The following is a 217-nucleotide window of genomic DNA, read 5'->3' on the forward strand; positions in this document are numbered from 1 at the left end:
ATCATCACTCCCATTATTATTGCAAGTATATAATACATAATTTCTCCTTTTTTTCAATAAAACAACTGGTTTGTTTCTACCAAATAATTCGCATGAAATATTATTTATATCTGCTAATGGTTAAATAAACATTATCACTATTCCAACAAGAATAACACTGTATCCTACGAGGTTCTTCTTTCTGAAGGGAACCTTCTCCATTCCGAAAAGTCCAAAC

The organism is Dethiosulfatibacter sp., assembly GCF_983023055.1.